Genomic DNA, 26,720 nt, shown 5'->3' on the forward strand with positions numbered 1-26,720 from the left:
AAAATCAGTTGGTAGTTAAAGTACGACATAATCGCTTGGTGATCACACACAGCCTCAGTTGTTACAAACTCATTTTTGGACCAAAGCTATCCAGCACGGCGAATATGGCAAAGCCATGTGCTAATAAGCGAGAGTTAGGGTAGCGAACGGGCCGTTAAACACGGATGCTATTGGGACACGGTGATCACAAAGAAGAGCTACAGTCGAGGTCAGTTAAGCTCTTCATCGTTAACTTTATCTTTAGCTATATCTTCGTGTTCTTCGTGAAAGCACAGCGCTCCGTGGTGAGATGAGTGCTTTAAAATAGAGTTATGTCGACGCTACATTGTAAGTGTTAGCGAAACCATTTTGGTAAATGTCTAAATTAGGCATCTAAGTTAGGCATCTAAGTTAGACATCTAAATTAGACATCTAGTCACAGTGACAAAACGTAGGCTAAGCACATGTTTCAGACACAAAAAAGCCCGATTGCTCGGGCTTTTTTATAACGCGATTAACAAGCGCTATCGATAAGGTGCTCAATTGGCCTCTCTATTGAATAAAGAGACAAGGTCTATAAATTTAACCTTCGATACCTTTGCTCGCTAGGAACTCATCATAAGTACCTTTGAAATCATTCACGCCATTTGGTGTAATTTCAATAATACGGTTCGCTAGTGACGATACAAACGCGCGGTCATGGCTGACGAACATTAGTGTACCTTCGTACATTTCTAGTGCGTTGTTCAATGACTCGATTGATTCCATATCCATGTGGTTAGTTGGTTCATCAAGTAGCAAGATGTTTGGCTTTTGCATAATGAGCTTACCAAACAACATACGGCCCTTCTCACCACCAGACAGCACTTTTACAGACTTCTTGATGTCGTCTGAACCAAACAGCATACGGCCTAGGTAGCCACGTACTGACTGGTCGTCATCTTCTGGTTTGCGCCATTGGCTCATCCAGTCAAACAAGGTCATGTCGTTAGCAAAATCTGACTCGTGATCCTGTGCGTAGTAACCAATCGCCGAGTTTTCAGACCATTGGATAGTACCTGAATCTTGTGGGATATCGTGTACAAGAGTACGTAACAGTGTTGTTTTACCCACACCGTTGTCGCCCAAGATCGCAATACGCTCGCCCACTTCTGCAATGATATTAAGATCTTTAAATAGCGGGTGATCGAAGCCTTTCGTTAAGTCTTCAACAATTAGAGCGTTACGGAACAACTTCTTCTCTTGTTCGAAACGAATAAATGGGTTTACACGGCTAGATGCCTTAATTTCATCAAGCTTGATCTTATCGATAAGCTTGGCACGTGATGTAGCTTGCTTTGCTTTAGATGCGTTAGCAGAGAAACGTGCAACGAAGCCTTGAAGCTCAGCGATTTGCGCTTTCTTCTTAGCATTATCAGACATCAAACGCTCGCGAGACTGCTGCGCTGCCATCATGTATTCATCGTAGTTGCCTGGGAATACGCGTATATCACCGTAATCTAAGTCAGCCATGTGAGTACAAACAGAGTTCAAGAAATATCTATCGTGCGAGATGATAATCATGGTGCTGTTACGTTGGTTTAGCATCTCTTGCAACCAGCGAATGGTGTCGATGTCCAAGTTGTTGGTTGGTTCGTCAAGTAGCAGTACATCTGGATCTGAGAACAATGCCTGAGCCAAAAGTACACGTAGCTTAAAGCCTGGTGCGATTTCGCTCATTAGTCCGAAATGCTGTTCAACACCAATACCCACGCCCATAAGTAGTTCGCCAGCACGAGATTCAGCGGTATAACCGTCCATCTCAGCGAACTCCATTTCTAAATCAGCGACTTTAATGCCGTCTTCTTCAGTCATTTCTGGTAGTGAGTAAATACGGTCACGTTCTTGCTTCACTTTCCAAAGCTCTGCGTGGCCCATGATTACGGTATCAACTACGTTGAACTCTTCGTAACCAAATTGGTTCTGGCTTAGCTTACCTAAACGTTCGTTCACGTCTAATGAAACGTTACCACCTGTTGGCTCTAAATCGCCAGCAAGGATCTTCATAAAGGTTGATTTACCACAACCGTTAGCGCCGATCAGACCGTATCTGTTTCCGCCGCCAAACTTAATTGAGATGTTTTCAAACAGCGGCTTAGCGCCGAACTGCATGGTGATGTTAGCTGTTTGTATCAAAGGTTTATTCCCGTAAAAAGCACTTACTTAAAAATATTGCGCATATGATACCACGAATACGCTTGCCAGAAACCAACGCTCTAAGATATCGAGGAAGATAAAAAGTAATATAGTCACATGGGAAGTATCACTATCAGCAACTCTTACACACTTATCTCCCATTGCACACAAGCAACAGACACAGCATGAAAGCACCTGTAGCAACTGGTTGTTTATCACAGAAGTTTAGTTGTTTTTTTGGTATCTTGACTCCCAATGATAAAACTTTAATGAGAGTTCCAAATGAAAGGTTGCGTTGTTTATGACATTTTTTATCCAAAACAAATTAGAGTGAAACCCGGCGAAAGTTTTTTTGTTCTAAATGGAAAAACCTTTTGCATAGGAATCTCATCACACCAAAAAAGCGTGAATACATCATCACTACCTAACACAATTATTAAGGGTGATTCAGCTTATTTTTTTGAAAAGCCAATATCTACATTAAAAAATCAAATTTGTAAGTATAAGTACCTAAAAGATGGCTCTATAGATGTAAGTCTATTAATGACTACTGAAAATGGTGCTACTAACTTTAGCTATAGTAATTCATTGACAACAGTCAGGATTGCATTCGAAGCCGACAGTTTAAATGGAGCCGATACGTTAGCAATAGAAGCCTTAAACCATTTTATTCAAGTCTATAGATACGTAAGCAAAGATACTGAGGTAAAAGAGACTGACTTTATAAGTGGATTAAAGCCTTACATTGTAGGTTCTTATAAAACATATACGCCAAAAGAGATTTTAAAAGACTCCGAAAAAGTCAGAGTTATCGGTATTTTTGATGATGGTTGGCGGCAACAGCCAACTCAGTATATTTCTTTACAAGCACACAATCTTCAAGATGATGAGATAGAGAACTTCGACAGAGAACAAGTCACTGGTGAAATCGCACATTACTTGATAAATGATTGTTTCTATCCATGGATGCAAACGATGAATCGAGCATACGAACTTTCGTTTGTTCAAAAGCATCATAATGCGGCCATTATAGAAGCGTTTTTATCCGTTGAAGTGAGACTTTTCGATTATGTTCGAGATAAAAGTTTGAGAGTCACCTATAACAAAAGAAAGCAAGACGCCCCCACGGTATTTGACGTAATTAAATCTTTAAAAACGCAACTGGGTAACGAACTTCAATCCGAGCTTCATAAATTCCGAATTGCGAGAAATGGAATAGTACATAAAGGAGAGCAGCATACAAATGAGAGTTGTATAACATATCTTAATATTGCAACGAAATTACATGGCCTAATAGACAAAAGTTAATCATAGCTGCATTCAATCTCTAAAGCGCACTTATGCCAAAAATGAGCAAACTATAGAGAGAAACATCCGTTAGCGAGTAGCCAATATTGTGATATTAGCTGTAGTAATCAAAGTGACAATTCCGCTTTTGGTTATATGATTAACGTCATCATAGATAAAACAAAAGCCAGTAATGCCAGATCATGGCAATTCCAAGATCCAACCTACTGGCCGAAGGCCGACGCAAGTGCGCATCGAACCCGTAAAATTAAGCGCGATACTATAGCATTTTAGCCTAATTTATCAACTACCAATACTCTGTTGCAGCGACTTTTAAACGCATCTGCTTATTATCTTTACACATAGAGCAAACCTCAGTCGCGAAAGCCAACAACACATTAATCATTAGTGCTTAGCAACACTTTATCAACGGCATCATTTTAATCTCTGTTTGCGTAAGCGATTAGCGTTAGTTACCACCGTCAGTGACGATAATGCCATCGCAGCTCCAGCAACCACAGGGCTGAGTAAAATCCCGGTGAATGGGAACAGCACACCTGCCGCAATGGGGATCCCTAAGCTGTTATAAATAAACGCGCCAAACAAATTCTGCTTAATATTCGTCATGCTTGCTCGTGCCAGTGCCAAAGTGTCACTAATCACCATGAGTCGTGTTGATAACAACGTAAAGTCAGCACTCTCGATGGCAACTTCTGTACCACTGCCCATTGCAATACCGACATCGGCGCTCATTAGCGCTGGCGCATCATTAATGCCATCACCAACCATAGCAACTACTTCACCTGCTTGCTGTAATTCGAGCACCTTTTGCTGTTTCTGCTCGGGAAGCACCTGAGCAAATACGCTATCAATACCCACTTTGTCAGCAACTGCTTGAGCTGTTAGCGGGTTATCCCCAGTCAATAGCACGACCTTTAACCCCAGCCTTTTCATTGCCGTCACCGCTTGCGCCGCATCGGCTTTTATCGGGTCGCTGATTGAAACTATGGCTACCAGCACACTATCCATTGCTACAAATACGGGGGTTTGCCCCTGACTCGCAAGCTCTGACACCTGTTTTTGATAGCCCGATAAGTCAGCTGGATCTAACCCTGCTTGTTGCATTAGGCTCATATTACCCACGGCATATTGACGTCCAGCAACAACCCCAATAATCCCTTTTCCTTGCACATTGCTAAAGCTGTCTGGCTCATTGAGCGTAATCGATTGCCGCTTTGCCTCGGTAATTATCGCGCTGGCAAGTGGGTGCTCAGAATGTTGCTCTAAGCTGGCCACATGTTCGAGTAAGCTCAATTCATTGACGCTGTTATCCAATAGCAACATCTCTGTCACCTCAGGTGAGCCCTGAGTCACTGTGCCTGTTTTATCTAACACCACTGTTGTGATCTTACTGGCGGTTTGCAACGCTTCACCATTTCTGACTAAGACGCCCATCTGCGCGGCGCGCCCTACCGAGACCATAATCGACATCGGTGTGGCTAAGCCTAATGCACAGGGGCAAGCAATAATCAATACACTGGTTAACACAACTAACGCATGAGATAACGCGGGCTCAGGGCCCACTAGGTACCAGATAACCGAGCTAGCTATCGCAATGACGACAACCACTGGCACAAAGTATGCTGATATTTTATCGGTTAAGCGCCCAATGGGCATCTTAGATACTTGCGCTTGCTGCACTAATTCAATAATTTTTGAGAGCTTAGTATCTTCAGCAACAGCTGTGACCTGATAGATAAGGCTACCGTTACCGTTAACCGTCCCAGCACTAATGGTATCAGCCTGCGCCTTGTGCACAGGGACTGGCTCACCCGTTAACATCGACTCATTAATAAATGTCTCACCGCTTATCACTACACCATCGAGTGCGACTCGGTCTCCCGGACGCAGTCTTAAACGATCACCTATGTTTAGCTGATTAATTTCAACCTCTTCATCACCCGAGTCACTGACTCGTATTGCGGTTGTGGCCTGTAGCCCTAATAAACGCTGCACCGCTTCGCTGGTTTTACCGCGAGCGCGTAGCTCTAATGCGTGACCGAGATTAATTAACCCTAAGATCATGACACTGGCTTCAAAATAAACGTGCCTGGTATCGGTAGGAAACCACTGCGGCGCAGTTACCACCATCATCGAATAGATCCAAGCAGCGCTCGTACCTAAAGCGATAAGCGTATCCATATTCGCGCTTTTAGCCTTAATGGCACGCCACATACCTTGATAAAAATGCCTGCCTGTTAGCGCCATCACCAACAAGGTGATAATACCCACTATGCCCCAAGCTAACTGTTGATTAACGCTGTTGACCATCATCTCGCCGCCGAGTAAGCCCCACAACATTAATGGCACACCAAGCCCTAAACCTACGGCGGCCTGCAACATTCTTAAGCGATACTCTTTACGCTCATCTTCACCTTTTTGCGCAGCGCCGCTTTGGGCGTCGATGACAAGCTCACTGTCATAACCCACACTGCTTACGATTGCTATCGCTTGTTTCGCTGAGATCTCACCTGACACTAATACTAATTTATCGGCTAAATTCACCCTTGCCGATAAGCTATGGTTATTGCCGTCGCTCTGGTCTTGATTAACGTTGTCGAATGCGGACTCAATCTTTGCGACACAACTAGCGCAGTTCATTTTAGGCACGTACAGATTGATATTAGCCATGAGAATATTCCCCGATTTGTTTCTTGATTAAACTAAGCGTAATGTCTCCTATAAGGGGAGAGTCAAACCGAATTTTTATTTTCTTATAGGAGCTGAGTATTAATGAAGATTGGTGAAGTAGCAAAACTCACAGGTTTATCGGTAAAGAGCATCCGTTACTACCATGATATCGGTTTAGTCATGGGTCAAAGGGGAGATAATGGCTACCGAGAATACAGCGACAGTGCCGTTAACGCGCTGCAATTTATCCAGCACTGCCGAGCATTAGGCTTTGCACTGGAAGATTGCAAAGCGTTACTTGAGCTGCAAAATAACACCAGTCGTAATGCGGCTGATGTAAAAGAGCTTGCCTCACATCACTTGCAAGATATTGAGTTACGGATTAGCCAACTCAACATCTTACGAGAGCAACTCTCGCAGCTGATCCATGATTGCCAAGGTGGAGAACAGCCCAACTGCGCCATATTAAAGGGTCTTAGATAAAGCGCAAAAGTGGCTCATTCATTAGGTTTCCCCCTTCAAAGCCGCCCGTTATCTTCGTCGCAGATTGTCGATATTATCAATGGCCAAAGGCGGGATGCTACCCGCTGGGGTAAAACCAAATATCTGCCCATAAAATGATAACTCAGCCTCTAACGCTTGCTTCTTGCTTTGAGGCGAGACTCTATTGGCCGCATCATCATTAAATTCAAGATAAGCAACTGGGATCCCTTTCTTTTCCACTGCTTGGTAAATAATCTGTGACTGCTCTGCAGGAATAAGCGAGTCATTCACCCCCTGAATAAGCAGTAACGGCTCATTGACCCCTTTAAGGTTATACATCGCTGAGCGCTGTTTAACGTTATCCATATTGCCCAGCAAACGAGTTAGGTAACGAGACTCAAACTTATGCGCATGACGTTTAAACTCTTCCATATCGCTGATCCCAGAGTAACTTACGCCAGCACCAAAGGTGCTGTAATACGCCACAGCTGACAACGCAGTAAAGCCACCAGCACGGTTACCTCTAATGGCCAGTTTCCGGCCATCAACTGAGCCACGATTAACTAAAAACCCTGCCGCTCTCACGGCATCATTAACATCAGATTTACCCCAATTGCCATATAGGCTATTACGGTAATCTCGGCCAAAGCCCGTGCTGCCTCGGTAGTTGACATCAAACACCGCAAAGCCACGGCTGGTCCAATATTGGATATCTCGCCTAAATGCACGGCTCGCTTTAGCTGTAGGACCAGGGTGAAGCATCATGACCAATGGCGGTTCATGATCTTTGGGGCCTTGAAAGTTGGGGTTTTTAGGCAGATACAGATAGCCATGGGCGGTCTGATTATCACCGGTTGTAAAGCTCAAGCTCTGTGCTCTTGAAATATAGTTAGGATCCATAACGGTTAGCCTCGGTGTATACACTAGCTCAGCCGCGCGGCCCTGGATCTTGTAAATCCCCTTTTCAGGGGTTTCTTTTTCCCCTACAAATAGCACTTGGTTTTCATGCTGAGTAACGTAGGATATTTCTGCAAAATCAACCGCGATGGGCTCAACAATACCGTTTAAGGTATCGATACGAATGAGCTGAGCCAAGCCTTCGTGGCTAAAGCTGGCAATTAAGCTGTGCTCGTTTTCAAACGCATAACTACTTTGCCCTATTTGCCAGTCAGCAACCGCAAACTCAGCTTGTTTTTCTAGCACGATTTCAGGCTCAAGTTGCGCATCTAAGCGATAGATATTCCACCAGTTATTAAAGTCTGCAACAAAGTAAAGCTGGCCCGTCGGGCTAAACAAAGGTTGAGAGATAGAGCCTTTTTTTGGCATCTCAATTTGCCTTGAATTAACAATAACGCCCTTTGAGTCAAGATCCGCGAGCCACAACTCGGTGTTATCCCATGGCATATTAGGGTGGTTCCATGACACCCAAGCCAGCTGGGTTTGATCCGGTGAAAGAACTGGCTTTGAATAAAAGTCGGCGCCAGAGCTCAAGATCATACCTTCATCGGCATAGGACAAGTTGATCCCCACAAGACTGTTAACCGGCCCATTTTGACCACGGTGGTCTTCACGAACACAAATTAATCGAGAGGCTTTGGGGTTAGAGATGCAACCAGCGTGACGAGTACCATTAGGTGTTAATGCAAATGGCGCTTGATTCGGCGCTATTCGATACAAGATTTGATCTGAAAATTTAGTCGCAAATAGGCTATTACCAATAGCCACAAAAGGCGCGCCGCCATATTCATGCACTCGGCTGCGAATATTGAAATTTGACGACACCACTTTATTGATAGAGCCATCAAGGTCGAGTCGATAAACGCCCTTCTTGCCAGCATTATCGGCATTAGACTGCACAAAATAAATGCCTTGAGACGTGGCACGAACATCACTAATGTCATCGGCTAAATCATAGACATCTTCCGGTGTAACCGGAGACTCCCAACTCCCAAAGTCGGCAAGGGTAATACCCTCAACTTGTCTTGGCACTTCTGCAATATCAGCCTGCTTGGGCGCTTCATTACACCCCATTAGTAGCAGAAAACTGACTAAGGTGAGTATCGCTAATTTAAACGCTATCATTGTGCCTCTTAGCAGCCAATTATTAACACATAGCCAAATGATGAGAGGTAAATTCATGTTTAGAGGTCATTTACAGTCTCATTCGGTGTACGTTACTTTCGAGTCCATTTTTTGGTAAACCAGCGGATCGCAGCCAGTTGCTTGGATTTACTTAATCCAAAATAGATGCACACCCATGGCGAAAGCAGAATATACCAAGGGGTTGCCGCTGTGCTTCTGCCGGTAAATAACAGATAAAAAAAGCCAAAATAGATCACCAGCAGACCGACGCAGCCTACAACAAACATCATTAATTTCGTCGCCCTTTCAAGCTTATCCATTTTGTTCCCATATTGCTTTTATTCTGGCGCTATTATGACCTATAGCTAAACCATTATTCAAACTCTGTTAATGGCGCATAAAAAAACGGGCTAATGCCCGTTTTTATCGATGAATTAAAACTTACAGACGAATACCGCCAGCGATTTCAAATACGCGGCCGTTTACTTGGCCATGTACATAGACATTTTCAATGATAAAACGCACTGTTAAGTCTTGCTCTAAACGCCCGGGCAATTGCCACCATTGATTGGACCTCTGTGCCAGTCACAAACTTATAAGCGAATGCCACCATCGATTTCAAATACGCGGCCGTTAACATAATCATTTTCAATGATAAAGCGTACCGTCGATGCGATCTCTTCTGCTTGACCTAAACGACCTACTGGTACCATCTTCTCTAAACGCTCAAGCGCTTCAGGCTTCATTGCCGCAGTCATTTCAGTTTCAATTACGCCCGGTGCAACCGCTGCGCTACGAATATTGTAGCGAGCCAGCTCTTTGGCCCAACCTACGCTCATTGCCGCAACGCCTGCTTTTGACGCCGCGTAATTTGACTGACCTACGTTACCCGCTTTAGCAAGACTTGAGATATTAATAATCACGCCTTCTTGCTTAGTTTCTATCATGGCTGCTGCCGCTTCACGGCCACATAAAAATGAACCTGTTAGATTGACGTTGATGACAGACTGAAATTGATCGAATGACATACGATCAATCACTTGGCCTTCTTTGGCTTTGAGTAAAAGGCCATCACGCAAAATACCTGCGTTGTTAATGAGCACGTTTACCTGACCAAAGTCTTCCTTAATAAACTGGAAAGTGGCAAATACGTCTTCTTCATCGGTGATATCTACGGCATAACCTTGAACTTCAGTCGTTGCACCTATGTTGGCACAGGCTTTTTCCAACTTTTCTTGGTCAACGTCGATAAGTGCTAGCTTGGCACCTGCAGCCGCTAAATTCTCCGCCATGGCGTAACCTAGTCCACCTGCACCACCAGTAATAACAACAACCTTATCTTTTAAATCCATTGGATCACCCTTTGTTTTTTATCTGCTCAGACTGAGCAAACAGCTCAAAAATACTCGAAAAATCTCGTTTACCATTACCTTGTTTCGCATGGTTTACATAGAGGCTTCGCGCTAATGCGCCCATTGGCGTGCTTGAATTGGATAACAGCGCCGCCTCTTGCGACAGCCCTAAATCTTTCACCATCAAGTCAACCATAAAGCCGCCTTGATAACCGTTAGATGACGGCACCGACTCCATCACATCTGGACACGGATTATATTTATCTAACGTCCAATTGCCGCCACTACTGACTTTCATAATATCGGAAAGTACTTTGGGGTCTAAACCATGGTCCACTCCCATCTGTAATGACTCCGATGTGGCAACCATTAAGACAGAAAGCAGCATATTATTACATATTTTAGCCACTTGCCCAGCACCCGGACCTCCTGCGTGGAAGATATTAGCGCCCATCGCGTTTAATACGCCTTGTGCCTGTTCAAAAGCCTTATCGCTGCCGCCACAAATAAAGGTTAATGTTCCCGCCGCTGCGCCCGCTGTGCCTCCCGATACAGGCGCATCGATAAAGGCTAAGCCTTTGCTTGCAGCATGCTTAGCCACAAAGCGGGCACTGTCTGCATCAATGGTTGAGCAATCGATAAGTAAGGTTCCTGGAGCAACCACATCAATTAAACCTTTTTTGGTATCATCGTTTGCATCCTGGCTTGACTCATTCGTCACATACAGACTACGCACATGCTTACCCGCAGGTAGCATAGTCACAACAATATCCGCGCCAGCCGCAGCGCCGCAGGCACTCGTTGCCATCAGTGCGCCTTGATTGCATAATGCCTGCATTGCCGCTGGTACCAAATCAAATACTTTAACGGTAAAACCCGCTTTTATTAGGTTGACCGCCATTGGCCCGCCCATGTTTCCTAAACCAATAAATGCAACTGTACTCATTATTCACTCCGGTTCACGTTTGTGAGTGTTGGGATCTTAATCCCTGTCGCGGCCAATACCACTCACCGCTCATTTATCTTGCGTGAAAGCGCACTCATGTGCGCTATCGTGCAACGCTTAGCTAATGTTAATCTTTAAGCGAATGGCTAATGTAAATCTTTAAGCGGATGGTTTTCATCATCCCAAGGCGATTGCAGCAGAGCTTGTGCATAGCCTTGTGGGAGCGCCGCAACATCAGCAAAGCGCCACTGCGGATTGCGGTCTTTGTCGATAAGCAAAGCACGCACACCCTCAGCAAAATCCGCCTTAGCACAGCAATTAACGCTTAAGCCAAGCTCAAACTTAAAACACTCTGCTAAGCTCAACTCTTTACCCAGTACTTCAGTCAGCTTTGATTGCAGATGCACAAGACTTAAACTTATTGGGCTACCCGCTAACATGGTTTTTAGCGCTTTTGCTAGCCAGGGCTTTGCCTCTAATACGTTTATCTCTAACACATTTCCCTCTAACGTATTGCCCTCAAGCATGTTCGACTCAAGTTGGCAGACTCTGCTTACTATTTCACCAAGACTTCCCGACATTAACTCATCAATTAATGACTGGTTTTGCTCAAGCACGCTCTTTGCTAGCGGCGTTTTACAGCCAGTACCCATAATATTAAGCACTGCGGTTAATGCTTGATGATTCGCATCATTGTTATCGCCCCAAGGTAAAACCGTTAATTGGTCAAACAGAGCGCTTTTATCATCGCTATTGAGATAGTGATTACCAATGCCTACATAATAAGCGTCTGCGCCGCTCATGTTGTAAGCGGTCATCCCTAAAAACAGGCCGCTTTTACCCGGCATACGGTTTAAGAAGTAACTGCCACCCACATCAGGATATAGACCAATAGTGACTTCTGGCATGGCAATGCGCGAACGCTCAGTGACAATGCGATGACTCGCGCCAATCATTAGCCCCAAACCGCCGCCCATCACAATGCCGTCGCCCCAAACCAATACTGGCTTACCAAAGCTATGCAGCAGATAATCAAGCTCATACTCTTGTTTAAAAAACTCCGTCGCCGCCTCAGTCACTTCGCCCGGTGTTGTTATTGATGCCTGGTAAATAGCGCGCACATCGCCGCCAGCACAAAAGGCTTTTTCACCTGCACCGTCTAGTACAACTGCAGCTATATTCGGGTCACTTTGCCATGTGATGAGCTGCGCAGTTAATGCCTGCACCATGTTTAGGTTCAGTGCATTAAGCGCTTTTTCGATGTTGAGCGTTGCCACACCAACTTGCTTACCCGTATCGGTATTTAAGGTACTAAACAGCACTTGTTCATGACTTGCCTGCATATTGAGCTCGCTCATTAGCCGTTCTTCCAATTCGCTTTACGCTTATTTAAAAAGGCATTTACCCCTTCCCCCTGATCTGCCGTATCAAACAGTTCAACAAATAGGTCGCGCTCTAACGGTAGCGCATCAATTCTTGGCATGCTGCGGCCAGCCTGTATTAATGTTTTACACGCCTTAATACTGCTCGGGCTTTGATTTGCCACTTTATCTGCAAGTGCCATTGCGGCATTAAAGGCATTACCTTGCTCAACCACTTCTTCAACTAAGCCTATCTGCTCAGCTTTGGCGGCAGTAATACGCTCACCACATAAAATCATGCGCTTGGCCCACCCCTCACCCACTAGCGCGGTTAAATTTTGGGTACCACCTGCACAAGGAAGTAAACCGACTGTCGCTTCAGGTAGCGCGAGCTGGGCTTGCTGTTCACAAATACGTAGATCGCAGGCAAGCGCCACTTCTAAACCGCCGCCCATGGCATAACCGTTAATGGCCGCAATTGATACACCTCGAAACGCACTTAAGGTTTCAAAGGCTTCACCAAAGTAACGTGCCATATCGGCTGCATTTTGCTTATCGCCGTCTGCAAACAGCTTTAAGTCTGCGCCTGCCGAGAAGAACTTTTGCCCTTCGCCCGTGATCACCAAAGCATAAACATCTTTGTTTTCGTTAAGCGCTAATACTTTGTATTTTAGCTCTTGTAAGCTCGCTGCCGTCCAGGTATTGGCTGGCGGATTGTTCATGCTGATCACCGCTGTGTGACCGACGATACGCTCGATTAATAAAGACTGTTGCTCTAAATCCTGATGTTCCTGAGACATGGTAACTCCCTATACAAAACTGAAATCAAGTTAGGCGGCTAGCTCGTTTAAACGATGCCGCTAATACTGTGCGCTTATAAGATGGCTTATAGAATGGCGCCTGCGTTTTCATCTAACAAACGGCGCGAAATAATTAAGCGCATGATTTCGTTAGTTCCCTCTAAAATTTGATGCACTCGCACATCTCGCACATAGCGCTCTAATGGGTATTCTCGAATGTAACCATAGCCACCATGAATTTGCAGCGCAGCGTCACACACCTGAAAACCGATATCGGTGGCAAAGCGTTTTGCCATGGCGCAATACGCTGTGGCTTCTGGATCTTGCTCATCTAACTTAAATGCAGCTAAGCGCACAAGTTGGCGCGCAGCTACCAGCTCAGTCGCCATATCGGCGAGCTTAAATTGCAATGCCTGAAACGCCGCTAACGGCTTACCAAACTGCTTACGCTCATTCATATATTGAGTCGCACGTTCAAGTGCGGCTTGGGCGGTACCAATTGAGCAGGTGGCAATATTGATGCGGCCCCCATCAAGTCCCTTCATGGCAAAGGTAAAGCCTTGACCTTCTTCACCGAGTAAATAAGCAACTGGCACCCGTACGTTTTCAAAGGTGATTTCACGGGTTGGCTGGGCGTTCCAGCCCATCTTATCTTCCGCTTTACCGTAAATAACTCCGGCAGCATCGGCTGGAACCGCAATCGCTGAAATGCCTTTAGGGCCCGCCTCTCCGGTGCGGCACATCACCACTAATAGCTCAGTGGCTCCCGCGCCAGAGATAAACACTTTAGAGCCTGAAATGACGTACTCATCGCCCTCACGTACCGCTTTAGTTTGCAATGCAGCAGCATCACTGCCCGCCCCTGGCTCAGTTAAGCAATATGATGCTAGCTTTTCACCTGTAGTGAGTGACTCAGACCACTCTTGACGTAATACTGCTGTACCAAAGCTGGTGACCATCCAAGTGGCCATATTGTGGATGGTTAGCATGGCTGTAGTTGCGGTGCAGCCCATGGATAGTTGCTCAAAAATAATCGATGAATCTAAGCGTGATAGTCCCATTCCGCCTTCAGATTCTGGCGAATACAGTGAGCAAAAGCCTAGCTCGCCCGCTTTTTGAATCACATCTTTGGGAAAGTGATGCTCTTCATCCCATTTGGCGGCAAAGGGAGCAAGCTCCTCTTTAGCAAACTGCTGGGCTAAATCGGCAAATTGGCGTTGGTCTTCATTGAGATTAAAATCCATCGGGGTACTCCTGTTGTCCTGTCGATTGCCCTGCTCTAGGTTCTAGGTTCTAGGTTCTAGGTTCTAGGTTCTAGGTTCTAGGTTCTAGGTCTGCACCATCAAGCAAAGGCTTTGGATCTTTACTAACGGCGCTCCTTTCGAGTCGCTACCGCTGCAGACCTCTATTCGTTATTTGTTGTGATAGCTCTTGTATTAGCTTTTTTACTCGCTACAGCCTGCGCTTATCCGTTAACCGCTGACTCAAAAAAGTAGCCGTTAACGAACATTGCCCCCGCCATAAGTCAAAAGCTCATGGGTGGCAATAACGCGTGTTACTTAAGCTCAATCGTCATGTTTGGCGCCGATGCCACCGCAATATCTGATTCAAACCAACGCGCAGTGATGGTCTTGGTCTCAGTATAGAAACGTACCGCTTGCTTACCGTATGCGTGCTGATCGCCATAGAAACTGCCTTTCCAACCAGTGAACGAGAAAAAAGGCAATGGCACTGGAATGGGGACGTTAATACCCACCTGACCCACTTCAATCTCGTGCTGGTATTTACGTGCAGCTGCGCCACTGGCGGTAAAGATGGAGGTACCATTGCCGTATGGGCTGTCGTTCACTATCGCTATCGCTTCTTCTAAGGTTTGGGCATTCATGCAGCACAGCACTGGGCCAAAGATCTCTTCTTTATAGATGCTCATATCAGTCGTGACTTTATCGAATAGGGTTGGGCCAACCCAGTTACCCGACTCATAACCTTCAACGGTAAAATCGCTACCATCGAGTAAGCAATCGGCGCCCTCCTCAATACCTTGTGCAATCAGGCTCACTACGCGCTGCTTCGCGGCAGGGCTAATTACCGGACCATAAGCGGCATCTTTATCATCCCAAAGACCTGGTTTGACTTTAGCTATCGCCTCTTTTAACTCAGGGATCCACTCTTTTGCTGCGCCAACAAACACAGCAACTGAAAGCGCCATACAACGTTGACCGGCCGCGCCAACAGATGCGCCCACTAAGTTATTAATCACTTGTTGTTTATTGGCATCAGGCATAATCACGCAGTGATTTTTAGCCCCGGCAAAGGCTTGGACACGCTTTAAGTTATCAGTACCGGTTTTGTAAATGTATTGACCCACATTCACCGAACCCACAAATGAGATGGCTTTAATATCTGGGTGAGAAAGTAAAATATCCACAGCCGTTTTATCGCCGTGAACCAGCTGCACTACGCCTTTTGGTGCACCCGCCTCTTCAAATAGCTCGATAAGACGCTGCGGCGTCATTGGATCTTGCTCTGATGGCTTTAAGATAAACGTGTTACCGCAAGCGATGGCTAACGGGAACATCCACAGTGGGATCATCGCTGGGAAGTTAAATGGGGTAATACCCGCGCAAACACCCAGTGGCTGGGTATAGCTGTAAGTGTCGATTGAACGTGCCACGTTTTCAACGGTTTCGCCCATCATCATAGAGGCAATATTGCAGGCATGCTCAGCCACTTCGATGCCACGCCATACATCACCTTTGGCATCATCAAATGTTTTTCCGGTTTCTTGGGCTAAGATAGTGGCAATTTCGTCGTGATGTTGTTTTAAAAGGTGCTGATACTTGAGCATCACACGAGCACGCTCTGAAACAGGCACCTCTTTCCAGCTTTGAAAAGCGGCTTTAGCACTGGCTACCGCACTTAACACTTCGGTATGGTTCGCTGCATTTACCACTGCGATGGTTTCATTATTGGCAGGATTGGTCACGGCTATCTGCTTATCACCTTGGCCTAATACCCATTCGCCGTTGATGTAATGTTTCACTTGAGTTGTCATATCGCTTCCTACTTTGGCAATGTCATTTGCTGACATTTGCAAAATGATGAACCCGCTCGGCCAATTTATTATTCTGGTATTGCGAGTAAACACATCGGTTCACTTGCTATTAGTACCTTGCTTATTAGCATTTTGGCTTTAAACGGGTTCGGTCTTGTTGAATACTGTCGTTTATCTTTTATTTGCTACAACCGAGCCTTTAAAGCTCAATTGCCATCGCTGTTGCCTCGCCGCCACCAATACACAGTGATGCTACTCCGCGTTTTAAGCCTCGCGCTTTAAGGGCATAAATCAAAGTCACCAGTACACGCGCACCCGAGCAACCAATAGGGTGGCCTAGCGCACAAGCGCCGCCATTAACATTGACTTTATTGCCGTCGAGCCCAAGCTCAGAAATGGCTAACATGGTGACCATGGCAAAGGCTTCGTTGATCTCATACAGATCCACGTCCTCTTGAGCCCAGCTCACTTTATCGAGCAGCTTGTTCATCGCGCCAACAGGAGCGGTAGTAAACATTGATGGTTGTTGTGCGTGAGTGGTGTGCCCCTTAATAGTTGCCATCACATCAAGACCTAACTCATTAGCTTGTGCGCGGGTCATCAACATCAATGCGGCTGCGCCATCTGAAATGGAGCTAGAGTTCGCGGCGGTAATAGTGCCGTCTTTGGCAAAAGCTGGGCGCAGTGTTGGGATTTTGTCTGGGCGAGCGTTACCCGGCTGCTCATCGGTATCTACCACGATATCGCCGCGGCGGTTTGCTACGGTTACCGGCGTGATTTCATCGATAAAGGCACCTGAATTAATAGCGCTATTGGCTTTTTCCAGTGAGCTCAGTGCAAAGCTGTCCATCTGTTCACGGGTTAGCTTAAAATCGTCTGCGGTGTTTTGCGCAAATGTGCCCATTGCCCCACCGGTATATGCATCTTCAAGACCGTCAAGGAACATATGATCCAGCACCTTACCATGTCCCATACGCATGCCACCGCGCGCGTTATCTAACAGGTATGGCGCTTGGCTCATGCTTTCCATACCGCCAGCAATAACCACATTTGCGCTGCCAGCTTTAATTAAATCATGGGCTAACATGACGGTTTTCATGCCGGATCCACACACCTTGTTGACTGTCGTTGCGCCAACCGATAGTGGTAGCTCAGCGCCTAAGGTTGCTTGGCGTGCTGGCGCTTGACCTAAACCCGCAGGTAGTACGCAGCCCATCAATACTTCATCAACCAGTCCACCAGCTAGACCGCTTTGTTGCATCAAGCCCTTGATAGCTGTTGCGGCGAGCTTTGGTGATGTAACACTGGATAGTGCACCTTGGAATCCGCCCATTGGGGTACGCTTTGCTGCAACGATAACGATATCTTGATCTAACTTAACTGAACTCATAATTACTCCGGTAATACGCTAGTTAACCTTTAATAGAAGCGGTCCAAAACCGTGCAAAATGTAGGTTGCTGCAAAGTTTCGTGTTGACCGCCGCGAGGTTATTGCCTAGTTAATATAAAGTGCACTTCTGCTCAATATTTAACACTGTGACGTTTACGCGAACGTAAAGCAAGGGTTGTTTGGTCAAACATCTACCAAAGTATAGGACTGAGTTGTCACATAGAATTTACACTAGCGGGGGAATACAGACTCTGCGTTTTGTTACTTGTGATCAGCTTGAGGTGCACTAGCCTTTTATTATTAATACAGCAAATAGTTATACCAATCAGTTACACGTTTCACTGCACATAGCATGTTGATGCTCTATCGATTGCAATGCGAAACATGATGAACAAATAACCAAAGGATGCTTATGAAAAATATATCGATATTGTTAGTGCTATTGACCAATATAATGCTGAGCGGCTGTGTTGCTGTTGGGGCGGTAACCATAGGAGCGGTAACTTATTATAAAAGTTCGAAGCATGAAGTGGCCACTGTGAATATAAAAGCGACACCAGAGCAAATCTATCAAGTCGCACTAAAAACCATTCAAGCTAACCCCTTGCTGGCCATAGCATCGAGCTCTATAAAAAATCACGCTATCGAAATTACCAAGGGAGATTTAAACGCAAGTTTAAAGGTCTCAAGCATAGCGCCTGACTTATCTCAACTTCTGATCACCTCTGATGTGGATCCGCAACCAAGCACACAATTAGTCTTAGATGGCGTTTTTACCGTTTGTCGCTCACTTGATGCACACTGCGTTTTGGTTGCTGATGACAATTAAACTTACACGCTAAGTAAAACCGCCTTATACCAAAATGCCGATATTCAATAAAGAACATCGGCATTTTGCATTAGCGAGTTAACCCCCTAACAATTAAGACTCCCAGGGGGTAATTTCGGTCATATCATCGAGGTTATAAGGGGTAAGCTGATACACATAATAGTTGAGCCAATTACTCACCAACAGACTACCGTGACTGTGCCAGCGTGCGATAGGTTCTTGCTCAGGATCATTATTTTTAAAGTAGTTTTGCGGTAAGTCAGGCATTAACCCCTGAGCGAGATCGCGCTGGTACTCATCTTTTAAGGTCGACTTTTGATACTCAGGATGGCCCATTACAAATAGGTTGCGATTATTCTTACTGAGTACCATATAGGCACCAGCCTCATCAGATTCAGTCAATACCTCAAGTTCTGGATGCGCACGTAGCTTGTTAATGTCCATCTCAGCAAAACGAGAATGTGGTGCAAAGAACTCATCATCAAAACCACGTAGTAAAGGGTAATGCTCTGTAGTGCGGCGATGGTTATAGACACCTGAGCGCTTTGTTTTAAGCAATGATCGGTTTAAGTCAAATAGATGAAACAGTGCAGCATGCGCTGCCCAACATAAGAAAAGAACCGAGGTAACATGCTGCTGCGACCAGTCAATAATCTCACGAATATGATCCCAGTATGACACGTCTTCAAACTCAACCTGCCCAAGTGGCGCACCAGTAATGATTAAACCATCGTAGTTTTTCTGGCGCACATGCTCAAAGTCTCGATAAAAATTATTCATGTGATCGATTGAGGTATGTTTGGACTCTTTATCGTGAATTCTGAGTAGATCCACATCAACTTGTAGCGGAGTATTCCCTAAAAGACGTAACAGCTGCGTTTCGGTCTCGATTTTATTCGGCATTAAATTCAAAATTAACACCTTCATTGGACGAATATCTTGATTCGCTGCCCGAGTTTCAGACATAACGAAGATATTCTCAGATTCCAAGATCTCTGCCGCGGGCAGATCATCGGGGATTTTAACCGGCATAGCGCGCCTCTTTTCTAATTCGAATGACCTATCAGAATGAGACGCGCCGTTTAAATTAACTCGTGGTCAATTAATTTAACGTGCCACCTTCTGCACTAAAACTGACATTGGCTCACTTGAGTCCAAATCAATTCGATAAGCTTGTGTATTGATAAACATCAACTTGTCATCAAGACTAATGCGCGCCCCAATCGTATAGGTATGGCCGTCTTCAAATTGATCTCTATTAATTAAAAACTGAAAAGGTGTTGGTGTGCTGACATCATTACGCTCAAACTCTGCAATTACTACAGCAGGCGCATCCATTAAAGACACATCCTGAACTTGTACAGTGATGACGGCATCTTCAGGGAGTATCATGCGCTCCTTGTACCAAACTTCACCTTGGATCTCCACCACTGCATTAGATGTTGCACAACCGGTCAACATACTTGCAGCTACCACTAAAGGTAATAAAGGCTTAAACCACCGTTCCATATTTATACTCCTCATAATACATTAAGACTTCTAGAAGTCTATATGTCCGTACTTGAAATTATATCAGTTAAATAGAAAAGTCTATTAGCTACCTATCGATAACAGCTGTTAAAGAATAGGTATTCTCACAATCCTTGTCACAGCAACTGACAATTAATCTTGTTCTAATACACTTATCTTTCTATGATAAGTTACCTATTCGAAGTCGAATACCCATATGACACAAGCAACTGCAATAATTGTGGGCGCTAGCTCATTACTCAGCCGTGAAATTGCAAAACAACTTGCAGATGAAGGCGTTGAACTGGCCCTGTTAGCACAAGATCCACAATCTCTTACCGAGTTTAGCCAATCCTTGCCCACTAAGGCGCAGGTTTTTCCATTGAAAATTGATGATCCAGAAGCCGTGATCAGTACCATTAATGCTGTTTGGCATTCTCTAGGCGGCGCTCATCTTGTTCTGGTTAATACAGGGTTAACCCATTACGATCCTGAGCTACCATGGCAACCAGAGCAAGATATCATCACAGTTAATGTGCAAGGCTTTTCAGCCATTTGCAATACTGCCTTTAGGCTATTTCGCGATCAAGGCTATGGTCAACTTGCGGCAATTAACTCGATAGCGGGTCTAAGAGGGGGTCCGAGTGTCGCCTATCACGCATCGAAAGCTTATGCACAAAACTACTTTGAAGGCCTAAGCATGCATGCCCAGCGTTTAAAGCTGCCTATCACGATTACCGATATCCAATTAGGCATGTTAGATAAAGCGGCCATGCAGCAAAATCGTCTGTGGTTGTCGCCACTGCCAGTTGTAGCTAATCAAGTGATTAAAGCGATGAAAGCAGGCAAGCGCAAAGCCTACGTCACCAAACGCTGGCGCCTAGTGGCATGGTTGACTAAAGGTTTACCTGAGTTTGTCTACAATACTCGCCACTGGAAAACCAAAGAGCAGAAAAAAGCTGAGCGCGCAGCTAAGAAAGAATCTAAGTAATACGCTTATGTGACTGCACTGATGTTAATGCACTGATGTTAATGCACTGATGTTAATGCACTTAGGCGATTTTACTTAAGAGCAGTATAAAAAATACAAAGTATAAAAAAGGAGCCTACTGGCTCCTTTTTTATCGGTTGGATTTGTCACTTATGACAATTCTAGACACTAATATTAGAAAGTGTAACCGACGCTAACCATGTAAACCCATGGGTCGATATCTGTTTCGACTTTTTGAGGAGCATCCCCTAAATTAAACTTAACGTCGGTACTGATCTGTGCGTACCAAACAGAGGCATTAATTAGCCAGCTATCATTGATTTGATAGTCTAAACCTACTTGGGCAGCCGCCCCCCAAGAGTTTGACAAGCTCAATTCTGACAAACCTAAATCTTTAGCTTCTTGAGTGAACTCATTGTCATAGAAATTAGTGAAGTTAACACCCGCACCAATATATGGACGTAGTTTAGATTGTGCATCACCGAAGTAATATTGAACAACTAAAGTTGGTGGTAAATGTTTAGTCTCAGCGATCTTACCTAACGAACCCAGTGAAATATCATGACTAAATGGCGTCGCAGCAAGTAACTCAATACCAATGTTATCAGTGATCATATAACCAAAGTTCAAACCAAGCTGTGTATTATCACTCACACTAAATTCTGCGACATCTGCAACAACAGGGCTAGATTCATTTGGCGCAACAACGGCAACACCAGCACGAACGATAATATCACCAGCTTGGTGAGCTGATACAGAAGAGGCGAAACCGGTAGTGAGAAGGGCTGTGGCGATTAAGCTAGAAACGATTTTCTTGTTCATCATACTACTCCATTAATACAACACTTAGCGCTGTTTTTATTATCAATATCCTTACATTTGTGTGCATCCTGCCTGATTAACACCTCTTTAAATTTGATCTAAATCAATACAAGCATCGAATACTCACTTAGAGATACATAAAGGCGATCTTGATCACGCTTGCGAGGCGCTGCCGCATACCATAGCGTTGAATTTTGTGACAAAAGCCAACTAAGCTCACTTAACGAGCTAACGCAATAAAAAGTCAATGCAACAATAAATCAACCTGCCAGCGATAAGTTTCTCAACGCTCGCAAGCAACGGACCCAATCACATTCAGAATCGTTATCGGTAAAACAGATGAGTACACCTAAGATTTATTTTTCCAGAAATTAAATTCACGTGAGCCTGTGCTGATAACTGAGGAATAGATACTAAGCAATAGATGTAAGGCGCTAATGGGGAGCAGAATGTACAAAATATTGACAACCTAGGGCGATCTGCAGCATACCCCAACTTCCCCTAATAGATGCCGTGCCAATAACTTTCTATGCAAAGCAAGACCTTAGGGTAGTAACACCATTAGTGTCAGACCTACTTAAATCAGACTTATATTCTTGCTGGTCTTATTAATTAATCCTATGTTTAGTGGAGTCGCTATATTTACTGTTAAGAAAAAACACCTTACAACAATTGGAGATAGGATATGAACAAATGGGTAATAGGGGCTGTAACCGTTGCCATACTCGCCTTTGGCAGCGTCATCGGCTTTAATCTTTTTGTTAATAAAAAAATCGAAACAAAACTCGCCAATCTGCCCGAACCCGTTTATCCCGTGACCATTGAAAAACTAACTCCAACGACTTGGTCACAAAACATTAAAGCAATTGGTTTTATTGAACCCAACCAAGGGGTCAATATCTCTAATGAAGTGGCAGGGCTTGTTACTGCAATTAATTTTGAAAATGGTGATAAAGCCAAGGCCAATACAACCCTGGTCAACATCAATTCGTCAGTGCAAGCTGCACAGCTAAAGGAGCAAGAGGTTCAACTCCCCTCAGTAAGGGACGATTACAACAGGCAACTAAAACTCTACCGAGATAAGTCGATATCAGAACAAAGTTTACAGACAGCTCAAGCTAAATATGAAGCACTGCAAGCTAACATAGAAAGCCTTCAAGCAAATATTGAGCTTCGTCAAATTAAAGCCCCCTTTGATGGCGTACTGGGAATTAGAAATATCAACCTCGGACAATTCCTTTCTGCAGGCACCAACATTGTTCGTCTAGAAGACTTATCAGTCATGCGCGTTCGCTTCAGTGTTCCTCAATCTCAAATAGGTAAACTGAGTGTCGGTCAGCCTATTACGTTAACCGTTGACTCCTATCCAGAGCGGATATTTTCAGGAAAAATTAACGCTATCGAACCTGTTATTAATGATAAAACCGGCTTAGTGATGATTCAGGCTGAACTGCCAAATGATGATCAAACATTACGAGGCGGTATGTTCGCGGAAGTCAATGTTGGCTTAAGTGACCTCGAGCAGCAATTTGTATTACCACAGACAGCCATAGTGTTTGCTTTATATGGTAACTCAGTTTTTGTAATAGAAAAGCAAGGTGATGACACGCGGGTTAAGCAGGTAACGGTTGAAATATTACAAAGAGACGGTAACTACGCATTAGTTAAAGGCGCCTTGAAGTTTGATCAAGACGTTGTGACAACCGGTATTCTCAATCTGGGTAATAATACTAAAGTCAGCGTAACACCGAACCCAATTTCGCTTCCAGATAAAATGCCGAAGCTGTAGGAGCGACATATGAATTTCACCGACACTTTTATTCATCGCCCCGTCATGGCTGCTTCTCTGAGCATTCTACTCTTTATTCTTGGCCTCAATGCGATAAAAGATCTGCAGGTCAGACAATATCCAGAGATGACCAACACGGTCATTACAGTAACGACGCCATATCCTGGCGCCGATGCCGAATTAATTGAGGGCTTTATCACTCAGCCTTTAGAGCAAGCCTTATCCCAAGTGGATAATCTTGACTTTATGACCTCATCAAGCCAACTTGGCACTTCGACTATCACCCTAAATATGAGGCTTAATACAAACCCTGAAGAGGCATTGGCAAATGTATTGTCTCAAATCAACTCGGTAACGAACCAACTGCCGAAAGAGGCCTATAATCCTTCAGTCACCTCCTCTACCGGGGCGACAACCTCTATCATGTATATCTCTTTTTTCAGTAAAGAACTCGACTCCAGTCAAATCGTCGATTACCTTGAAAGAGTTGTAAACCCTCAACTATCAACCGTTAATGGTGTCTCTAATATTCAGATGATGGGGGGCACACCATTCGCACTCCGCATATGGCCTAACCCGATAAAACTGGGTCAATATAACCTTACCACCGCCGATTTAATCAGTGTTTTACAACAAAATAACTATCAATCAGCAGTCGGTCAGTTTAATAGTAGTTTCACTATTTTAAATGGCACAATTGATAGTCAGGTCGACACCGTTGACGGGCTCAAAAAATTAGTCATTAAAAGTGATAATGGCCAAATTGTTCAGCTACAAGATGTGGCAGACATCAGCCTTGGAAAAAGCAGTGACAGCACTCGTGCGCTCGCTAACGGTCGAGAAGCCGTGATTATTGGTATTAATGCGACTCCGACAGCCAATCCACTTGATGTTGCCGCAGGAATACGAACCCAGTTTACTTTGATTGAAAAAAATCTCCCGACTACCATTCAATCGACGCTAATCTATGACTCTACGCTGGCTATTACAGATTCGATTGATGAAGTTGTAAAAACCATCGCTGAAGCCGCTGTAATTGTTATTATCGTGATCTTGCTTTTTCTTGGCTCCTTCCGTGCGGTCATCATTCCGATTATCACTATTCCACTGTCTTTAATTGGCGTGATGGCTGTAATGCAAGTATTTGGCTTTTCTATTAACCTCATGACATTACTCGCCATGGTATTAGCGATAGGCTTAGTGGTTGATGATGCTATTGTGGTGGTGGAAAATGTAGATCGGCATATCAAAATGGGGGCAAAACCTTTAGAGGCGGCGTTGGTTGCGACTCGAGAAATCGCTGTGCCCGTTATATCCATGACCATCACTTTAGCAGCCGTCTATGCGCCGATTGCATTGATGGGTGGCGTCACGGGTTCATTATTTAAAGAGTTCGCTCTCACACTCGCAGGTGCTGTGGTCATTTCTGGCTTTGTTGCTCTGACTCTATCGCCAATGATGTGCTCAAAGATGCTCAAACCACACACCCAACCAGGAAAGTTTGAAGAAACCGTTGAACGAGTGCTCGGTGGCTTAACCAAGCGCTATCACAAGACGCTGATTGCGGTGCTTGATCATAAGGGGGCAATCGTCTTCTTTGCAATCATAGTGCTTATATCCTTACCTATAATATTTAACTTCATACCTTCTCAGCTTGCTCCAGATGAGGATCAAGGCGTTGTGGTCGTGATAGGAACCACCCCATCAACCTCTAATAATGACTATATCCAGGCTAATATGGAGCTAATTACTCAAATTATCTCCAAGCAGCCACAAGTAGAGGCATCATTAGCATTAGTTGGCGTTCCTACAACGAGTCAAGGGCTAGCCATCGCGCCGCTTGTCCCTTGGAGTGATAGAAAATTAAGCCAAAAAGAGATCTCCGCAAACGTTAATAAAGAAGCCAAAAAAATCCCTGGGATTACCGCTACAGCATACCAAATGCCCTCTCTTCCTGGCGCCTCAGGAGGATTGCCTATTCAATTCGTTATCACTAGCCCTGCCAGCTTTGAAACCCTATACAGCATTGGTAATAAGCTATTAGAGAAAGCCAAAAAGAGTCCACTTCTTGTCTATACGGATTTGAATCTAAAATATGATTCGGGCTTGGTAGAACTCAAAATTGATCGCGAGGCTGCTGGTGCCTACGGCGTGACCATGCAGGAGATAGGCTCAACACTCGGTACCATGATGGGTGGTGGCTATATTAACAGGGTGAATATTGATGGTCGCTCCTATGAGGTCATTCCCCAAGTGGAGCGTGTCTATAGGGCTAATCCTAAGTTAATTGACCAGTTTTATGTCACCGCACAAAATGGTTCTGCCATCCCGCTATCAAGCCTTGTCAGTTATAGCGTCAATGGCAACGCAAAATCGTTACCTCATTTCAATCAAATGAACTCAATCTCAATTGAGGCGGTACCTGCACCGAATGTCGCAATGGGCGATGCCATTGCCTATTTCGACCAATTGGCAAAAACAGATTTACCTCCGGGCTTTACGTACACCTTTATGGGGGAAGCACGCCAATTCGTCGAAGAAGGTAGCTCTTTGTATGTCACTTTCGCCCTTGCTCTTGCCATCATCTTTTTGGTTTTAGCCAGTCAATTTGAAAGTGTACGCGACCCATTAGTGATCATGTTCACTGTGCCACTTGCTATTAGTGGTGCGTTAATCGCCCTTGGGTGGACACATATATCGGGTGAAACCTCACTCAATATCTATTCACAAGTTGGATTAATTACCTTAGTTGGACTAATAACCAAACATGGCATTTTGATGTGTGAGGTGGCCAAAGAGGAGCAAATATTTAAAGGCGCATCAAAACATGATGCCATCATTGAAGCAGCCACAGTGAGACTTCGCCCGATCCTTATGACTACCTCTGCCATGATTGCAGGGTTAATTCCATTATTGTTTGCTAGCGGAGCGGGCGCTGCTTCGCGTTACAATATTGGTTTAGTGATCGTTGCTGGACTTGCAGTAGGGACACTGTTCACACTGTTTGTTCTGCCCGTTATGTACACGTACATCGCGAGTAATCATAAACTCCATGAGGGACTTGATGAGCAGCAAAGCAATATAAGCGATGACGCTCAGCTGACACCGCATTAACACCAAGACAATTACCAAATTAACGCCCAAATAACGCAACAATAACCCAGAGCCCTTTACCATTG

Annotated in this window: 21 protein-coding genes; 6 read left to right on the forward strand and 15 right to left on the reverse strand. The window is 44.7% G+C overall.

What is annotated here, in order from left to right:
* Positions 1-561 precede the first annotated feature (561 nt).
* Positions 562-2,154 (reverse strand): ABC-F family ATPase, encoded by a 1,593-nt coding sequence (locus ACVBIK_RS05200; RefSeq protein WP_447169230.1) that lies wholly within the window; start codon positions 2,152-2,154, stop codon positions 562-564.
* Between the two features lie 282 nt (positions 2,155-2,436).
* Here ACVBIK_RS05200 and ACVBIK_RS05205 point away from each other — a divergent pair, with 282 nt between their 5' ends.
* The gene (locus tag ACVBIK_RS05205; RefSeq protein ID WP_447169231.1) at positions 2,437-3,462 is read left to right on the forward strand and encodes a hypothetical protein; all 1,026 of its coding nucleotides are present in this window, start codon (positions 2,437-2,439) and stop codon (positions 3,460-3,462) included.
* Between the two features lie 414 nt (positions 3,463-3,876).
* On the opposite strand, the gene ACVBIK_RS05210 is transcribed toward ACVBIK_RS05205, so the two are convergent.
* Complete coding sequence (locus ACVBIK_RS05210; RefSeq protein ID WP_447169232.1) at positions 3,877-6,132, reverse strand: heavy metal translocating P-type ATPase; 2,256 nt, start codon at positions 6,130-6,132, stop codon at positions 3,877-3,879.
* A 102-nt stretch (positions 6,133-6,234) separates the two neighbouring features.
* On the opposite strand from ACVBIK_RS05210, the gene cueR reads away from it, so the two are divergent.
* Entirely contained in the window at positions 6,235-6,615 is a 381-nt protein-coding gene (gene cueR / locus ACVBIK_RS05215) for a Cu(I)-responsive transcriptional regulator (protein ID WP_447162341.1), read from the forward strand.
* Positions 6,616-6,663: 48 nt separating this feature from the next.
* Here cueR and ACVBIK_RS05220 read toward each other — a convergent pair whose 3' ends face one another.
* The 10 genes from ACVBIK_RS05220 to ACVBIK_RS05265 all read right to left on the reverse strand — a co-directional run bounded on the left by ACVBIK_RS05220 (position 6,664) and on the right by ACVBIK_RS05265 (position 17,601).
* Positions 6,664-8,697, reverse strand: coding sequence for a prolyl oligopeptidase family serine peptidase (locus ACVBIK_RS05220; protein WP_447169233.1), 2,034 nt, complete (start codon positions 8,695-8,697; stop codon positions 6,664-6,666).
* 92 nt (positions 8,698-8,789) lie between these two features.
* Positions 8,790-9,017 (reverse strand): hypothetical protein, encoded by a 228-nt coding sequence (locus tag ACVBIK_RS05225; RefSeq protein WP_447162339.1) that lies wholly within the window; start codon positions 9,015-9,017, stop codon positions 8,790-8,792.
* Between the two features lie 121 nt (positions 9,018-9,138).
* Complete coding sequence (locus ACVBIK_RS05230) at positions 9,139-9,252, reverse strand: short-chain dehydrogenase (protein WP_447162338.1); 114 nt, start codon at positions 9,250-9,252, stop codon at positions 9,139-9,141.
* A gap of 38 nt (positions 9,253-9,290) precedes the next feature.
* Positions 9,291-10,049: an SDR family oxidoreductase gene (locus tag ACVBIK_RS05235; RefSeq protein ID WP_447162337.1), complete on the reverse strand. Its 759-nt coding sequence runs from the start codon at positions 10,047-10,049 to the stop codon at positions 9,291-9,293.
* Between the two features lie 4 nt (positions 10,050-10,053).
* The gene (gene mmsB, locus ACVBIK_RS05240; protein WP_447163562.1) at positions 10,054-10,995 is read right to left on the reverse strand and encodes a 3-hydroxyisobutyrate dehydrogenase; all 942 of its coding nucleotides are present in this window, start codon (positions 10,993-10,995) and stop codon (positions 10,054-10,056) included.
* Positions 10,996-11,141: 146 nt separating this feature from the next.
* A complete protein-coding gene (locus ACVBIK_RS05245) occupies positions 11,142-12,353 on the reverse strand; it encodes an enoyl-CoA hydratase/isomerase family protein (RefSeq protein ID WP_447169234.1) in 1,212 nt (403 codons plus the stop codon).
* On the reverse strand, positions 12,353-13,156 hold the full coding sequence (locus ACVBIK_RS05250; RefSeq protein WP_447162334.1) for an enoyl-CoA hydratase: 804 nt from the start codon (positions 13,154-13,156) through the stop codon (positions 12,353-12,355). Before ACVBIK_RS05250 ends, ACVBIK_RS05245 begins: the two co-directional genes overlap by 1 nt.
* 86 nt (positions 13,157-13,242) lie before the next feature.
* Positions 13,243-14,400, reverse strand: coding sequence for an acyl-CoA dehydrogenase family protein (locus ACVBIK_RS05255; RefSeq protein WP_447162333.1), 1,158 nt, complete (start codon positions 14,398-14,400; stop codon positions 13,243-13,245).
* Between the two features lie 311 nt (positions 14,401-14,711).
* Positions 14,712-16,211 (reverse strand): CoA-acylating methylmalonate-semialdehyde dehydrogenase, encoded by a 1,500-nt coding sequence (locus tag ACVBIK_RS05260; protein ID WP_447169235.1) that lies wholly within the window; start codon positions 16,209-16,211, stop codon positions 14,712-14,714.
* Positions 16,212-16,410: 199 nt separating this feature from the next.
* Entirely contained in the window at positions 16,411-17,601 is a 1,191-nt protein-coding gene (locus ACVBIK_RS05265) for an acetyl-CoA C-acyltransferase (protein ID WP_447162331.1), read from the reverse strand.
* A 412-nt stretch (positions 17,602-18,013) separates the two neighbouring features.
* On the opposite strand from ACVBIK_RS05265, the gene ACVBIK_RS05270 reads away from it, so the two are divergent.
* On the forward strand, positions 18,014-18,430 hold the full coding sequence (locus ACVBIK_RS05270) for a DUF3568 domain-containing protein (protein ID WP_447162330.1): 417 nt from the start codon (positions 18,014-18,016) through the stop codon (positions 18,428-18,430).
* A 93-nt stretch (positions 18,431-18,523) separates the two neighbouring features.
* Here ACVBIK_RS05270 and metA read toward each other — a convergent pair whose 3' ends face one another.
* The gene (metA, locus tag ACVBIK_RS05275; protein WP_447163567.1) at positions 18,524-19,462 is read right to left on the reverse strand and encodes a homoserine O-succinyltransferase MetA; all 939 of its coding nucleotides are present in this window, start codon (positions 19,460-19,462) and stop codon (positions 18,524-18,526) included.
* Positions 19,463-19,537: 75 nt separating this feature from the next.
* Positions 19,538-19,939: a YbaY family lipoprotein gene (locus ACVBIK_RS05280; protein WP_447162328.1), complete on the reverse strand. Its 402-nt coding sequence runs from the start codon at positions 19,937-19,939 to the stop codon at positions 19,538-19,540.
* Between the two features lie 217 nt (positions 19,940-20,156).
* Between ACVBIK_RS05280 and ACVBIK_RS05285 the strand changes: the two genes are divergently transcribed.
* Positions 20,157-20,930 carry an SDR family NAD(P)-dependent oxidoreductase gene (locus ACVBIK_RS05285; protein WP_447162327.1) on the forward strand — a complete coding sequence of 258 codons (774 nt, stop codon included), beginning with the start codon at positions 20,157-20,159 and terminating at the stop codon, positions 20,928-20,930.
* Positions 20,931-21,104: 174 nt separating this feature from the next.
* Here the strand turns inward: ACVBIK_RS05285 and ompW are convergent, their stop codons facing one another.
* Positions 21,105-21,755, reverse strand: coding sequence for an outer membrane protein OmpW (ompW, locus tag ACVBIK_RS05290; protein WP_447162326.1), 651 nt, complete (start codon positions 21,753-21,755; stop codon positions 21,105-21,107).
* 682 nt (positions 21,756-22,437) lie between these two features.
* On the opposite strand from ompW, the gene ACVBIK_RS05295 reads away from it, so the two are divergent.
* Together ACVBIK_RS05295 and ACVBIK_RS05300 are read left to right on the forward strand one after the other, a co-directional pair.
* Positions 22,438-23,541, forward strand: coding sequence for an efflux RND transporter periplasmic adaptor subunit (locus ACVBIK_RS05295; protein ID WP_447162325.1), 1,104 nt, complete (start codon positions 22,438-22,440; stop codon positions 23,539-23,541).
* A 9-nt stretch (positions 23,542-23,550) separates the two neighbouring features.
* Entirely contained in the window at positions 23,551-26,655 is a 3,105-nt protein-coding gene (locus ACVBIK_RS05300; protein WP_447169236.1) for an efflux RND transporter permease subunit, read from the forward strand.
* Positions 26,656-26,720 lie beyond the last annotated feature (65 nt).

The organism is Shewanella sp. 125m-1, from assembly GCF_052977065.1.